The organism is Streptomyces glaucescens (assembly GCF_002154375.1).
GTDB lineage: Bacteria > Actinomycetota > Actinomycetes > Streptomycetales > Streptomycetaceae > Streptomyces > Streptomyces glaucescens.
Genome location: NZ_MUND01000785.1, coordinates 1 through 4,414 on the forward strand (window position 1 = coordinate 1; position 4,414 = coordinate 4,414).

Here is a 4,414-nt window from a genome sequence, read left to right on the forward strand (position 1 = left end):
GTGGTGGGGCGGATACACCCGGGCGTGGATGTCGCGGCCTTCGGGCCCGGTGAAGGTGCGGATCTGCGGCTCGGGGTAGTAGGCCGGGTCGACGGCGTCGCGGTGCGCGGCGCCGATCACCCGGGCCCGGCCGGTCCGGGTGTCCAGCTCGATCACCTCGTGGCCGGTGCGCGGGCTGGCGCCGACGGCGACGACGCGCTCACCGTGCGCGGCGAGGGTGGGGCAGAACTCGGTCCACGGGCCGGCCGCGTCGACGAGTTCACCGGATTCGGGATCCAGTATCCCGAGTACGGTCGCCCCCCGGCCGTGGACGACGGCGATCAGCCCGTTCTCCAGCGGCGCGAACCAACGCTCGCCGACCTTCCACAGCGGGCCGCCGAACTCCTCCTCGCGCGGACACAGCGGCTCGCCGTCACGGTAGAGGTTCCACCAGCCCGTACGGTCGCTCGCATACAGAAGGCGGTTGTCCCTCGACCACTCCACCTGCGCGATGGACTCCTGCGGTCCACCGGCCACCGTCCGCGCTCCCCGCAGCCGGCCGTCGTCCCCGATCTCGGCGACGACCACCTCCGTGCCCTCCCAGGGCATCCGCGGATGGTCCCAGCCGAGCCAGGCCACCCGCCGCCCGTCCGGCGCGAGGCGCGGCCCGGTCACGAACCGGTGCCCGCAGTCGCCCAGTTCACGGACGGCGTCCCGGTCGTCGGCGGCCGAGCCGTCCAGCGGTACGGCGGCCGGCACCCGGCGCACGTCACCGGGCCCGTCCCCGGTGAACTCCTCCAGCACGCACCACACTTCACCGCGCTCCGCGCACAGCACCGGGTCGGCCCAGCGCAGCCCGCCGCCCACCGCCGACACCGGGGTCAGCGGACGCGGAGCACCCCCGCCGGGCTCGTACCGGTACAGCCGCTGGTCGGCGAAGTGCACGAACACCACCAGCAGCCGGCCGTCCACGGTCCCGCCGGCCCAGGGCCGCCCGCCGTACTCCCACACCCGGCTGCGCACGTTCCACGGCCCGGGCAGCACCTGCTCCTCCACGCCGTCCGCGCGCCGTCGCACCAGGGCGCGCCGGCCGCCCTCGGCGGGCCGCGGCTCGGTCCACCACACCTCGTCGCCGACGAAGCCGACGTACTCGGGCCGGCCGTCGTGCGCGGCGGCGAGGGCCGCGTCGATCGGGGAGGGCCAGGAGCCGTAGGGCAGGGTGTGCACCTCGTCCCCCATCCGCCTAGGCCGTCCGCAGGAAGCGGTCGAGGACGCGGACGCCGAAGTGCAGCGCCTCGACCGGCACCCGCTCGTCCACGCCGTGGAACATGGCCTGGTAGTCGTAGCCCTCGGGCAGCTTCAGCGGGGTGAACCCGTAGCCGGTGATGCCGAGCCGGGAGAACTGCTTGGCGTCGGTGCCGCCGGACATGCAGTACGGCACCACATGGCCCTCCGGCGCGAACTCCTCGACGGCGGCGCGCAGCCGGGCGTACGTCGGCGAGTCCACCGGCGCCTGCAGCGCGACCTCGCGGTGGTGGAACTCCCACTCCACGTCCGGCCCGGTGAGCCGGTCGAGGGTGGCGCGGAACTCTGCCTCACCACCGGGCAGATACCGCCCGTCGACATAGGCCACGGCTTCGCCCGGAATGACGTTGATCTTGTAACCGGCGTCCAGCATCGTCGGGTTGGCGCTGTTGCGCACGGTCGCCTCGACCAGTTGCGCGGCCGGGCCCAGCTTCTCCAGCAGCCGGTCGACGTCGCGCAGATCGGTGTCGACGCCGTAGAGCGCGGCGAGTTCGGTGAGCGCGGCCCGCACCGTCGGAGTCAGCCGCAGCGGCCACTCGTGGGCTCCGATCCGGGTGATCGCGGCGGCGAGCCGGGTCACCGCGTTCTCCGGGTTCACCTTGGAACCGTGCCCGGCGCGTCCGCGCGCGGTGAGCTTCAGCCAGGCCGTGCCGCGTTCCCCGGCGGCGATCGGGTAGAGCTGCCGGCCCGCCCCGTCGTGGAAGGTGAACGCCCCCGACTCGCTGATGCCCTCGGTGCACCCCTCGAAGAGATACGGATGCTCGTCGGCGAGGAACCCGGAGCCGTCCTGCGCGCTGGCCTCCTCGTCGGCGGTGAACGCCACCACGATGTCCCGGCGGGGCCGGAAGCCCTCACGGGCCCACGCCCGCACGACGGCGAGGATCATCGCGTCCATGTTCTTCATGTCGACCGCGCCCCGGCCCCAGACGACCCCGTCGCGCACCTCCCCGGAGAACGGGTGCACGCTCCAGTCGGCGGCCTCGGCCGGGACCACGTCCAGATGACCGTGGAGCAGCAGCGCGTCGGCGGACGGGTCGGTGCCCTCGATCCGGGCGACGACGTTGGTGCGGCCCGGGGTGCGCTCCAGCAGCGTGGGTTCCAGACCGGCCTCGGCCAGCCGCGCGGCCGCGTATTCCGCGGCGGGCCGCTCCCGGCAGTCGCCGCCGCCCCGGTTGGTGGTGTCGATGCGGATGAGATCGGAGGTGAACCCGACGACCTCGTCCAGCGCGCGCTGGTCACCCATACTGCTCCTCCACAGCGGCCGAGACGACGGTGGTGACCGCCTTGAAGGTGCGGATCCCCTCGTACATGGTCGGACTGGTGTACGCCACCTTGCGCTCACCGATCCGGTCGACGCCCGGCACCACGGTGGCCGCCATCGCCAGATGCTCGGCGTCGAACTCGACGGCGACTGTATACGGCCCACCGGCCACCACCGGCCCGCCGGCCGTACGCGGTCCACCGGACCCACCCGGCCCGTCGACTGCGTGCAGTCCGCCGTCCGCACCCGGCCCGCCGGCCGTATGCGGTCGGCCGGCCATCGGATCCCGCCGGCCCGCCAGCGCCACCGCCTCCTTCGCCGCCGCCCGGATGTCGGCCGCCGTCCTGGCCGGCGTGCGGCACACCGCCGCGTACCGCGACACATGGTCCTTCACCGCGACCTTCAGCGCCTCGGGCGCGTACCCGAGCGCGTCCTCACAGGCCACGTCGTCCCCGGTGACCAGCACCACCGGCACGCCGTACTCGGCGACGACATGGGCGTTGAGCAGGCCTTCGCTGGCGCGGACGTCGTTCAGCCAGACACCGGTGATGGAGTTGGCGAGGTAGGTGTGGGCGAGGACGCCCTCCATGCCGGCGCCCGCGTGGTAGCCGACGAAGGCGATGCCGTCGACGTCGCCGTGCTGCACGCCCTCCACCATGGACAGCGACTTGTGCCGCCCGGTCAGCATCTCCACCCGGTCGTCCAGCCGCTCCAGCAGCAGGTTGCGCATCGTCCAGTGCGCCTCGTTCACCAGCACCCGGTCCGCGCCGCCGTCGAAGAAGCCGAGGGCGGCGGCCTGCACGTCGGAGGTGAACAGCGCCCGGCACCGCTCCCACTGCGGTGTCCCCGGCAGGACGTCGGCCGGCCAGGTGACGCCCGTGGCACCCTCCATGTCGGCGCTGATGAGAATCTTCACCATGCTCCCAACTCCGCCGGTTCCGGACGCGGATCTTTGTCGGGCTCACGTTACGCGCGGCCCGCACCACAGACCAGAACGCGCGCGCGAACGCCGCTGTCGCGGCAGGCGCGACCGGCAGACGGAAGGGGCGGTACGAGACGCACCGCCCCCCTCTCCCCCGCCGCGAGCGGGGCCGTGTCAGTCCTCGTGCCCCAGCTGGAGATCGCGTTCGGTGCGGCCGCCGCCGGCCACCTGGAGGACGGTGGCGACGGGCGGGTAACCGGCCGCGATGACGGTGTACTCGCCGGACGACAGGTCGACGAACCGGAAGGTGCCGTCGGCGCCGGTGGTCATGGTGTCGACGACGTTGCCCGCCGCGTCGAGAAGGGTCACGCGGGCGTCCTCGACGGGCCGTCCACCGCCGGCCCGGACGGTGCCGCGCAGCACGGCGCCGCCGGCGAGTTCGATGTCCTGGCGGGTCTCGCGGGCGGCCTGGACGGTGACGGGGAGCGCGGCGGGGCGGAACGCGGGCGCGCTGGCGGCGAGGGTGTACTCGCCGGCGACCAGTTCGGTGATGACGTAGCCGCCCTCGCGTCCGCTGCGGGTGGCGGCGACGACCTCGCCGTGGACATTGGTGAGGGTGACGGTGGCGTCGCGTACTGGGGTGCCGTCGGCGGTGACGACGGTGCCCGCGAGGCGTCCGGCGCCGCCGAGGACGACGTCCAGTTCGACGGGCCGCTCGCCGACGGTCACGGAGACGGCCTGCGGCTGGTGGCCGCCCGCGGCGGCGATCAGCACGTACGCGCCCCGGCCCGGCGTGGCCAGCGCGTACCGCCCGTCCTCGCCGCTGGCCCCCCGCCCGATCTGCTGTCCGGCGACGTCGATCAGGGTGAGCGCCGCGCGGGGCACGACGGTCCCGTCGGGGTGCTGCACCGTCCCGCAGACCGGGATGCCGCCCGCGTACCCCGCGC

At 74.1% G+C, this 4,414-nt stretch carries 3 protein-coding genes and 1 pseudogene; all 4 read right to left on the minus strand.

Features of this window, described 5'->3' with window-relative positions:
- Positions 1-1,218 (minus strand): annotated as a pseudogene (locus CCN42_RS37165) (TolB-like translocation protein); the annotation flags it as partial.
- A gap of 4 nt (positions 1,219-1,222) precedes the next feature.
- Positions 1,223-2,527 carry a M20/M25/M40 family metallo-hydrolase gene (locus CCN42_RS37170; RefSeq protein WP_086741706.1) on the minus strand — a complete coding sequence of 435 codons (1,305 nt, stop codon included), beginning with the start codon at positions 2,525-2,527 and terminating at the stop codon, positions 1,223-1,225.
- Positions 2,520-3,461, minus strand: a complete 942-nt coding sequence (locus tag CCN42_RS37175) for a M55 family metallopeptidase (protein ID WP_158101712.1) — start codon at positions 3,459-3,461, stop codon at positions 2,520-2,522. The genes CCN42_RS37170 and CCN42_RS37175 overlap by 8 nt, the downstream gene beginning before the upstream one ends.
- A 180-nt stretch (positions 3,462-3,641) precedes the next feature.
- A partial coding sequence (locus tag CCN42_RS37180) for an MSCRAMM family protein (RefSeq protein WP_143662157.1) occupies positions 3,642-4,414 on the minus strand: 773 nt, incomplete at its 5' end.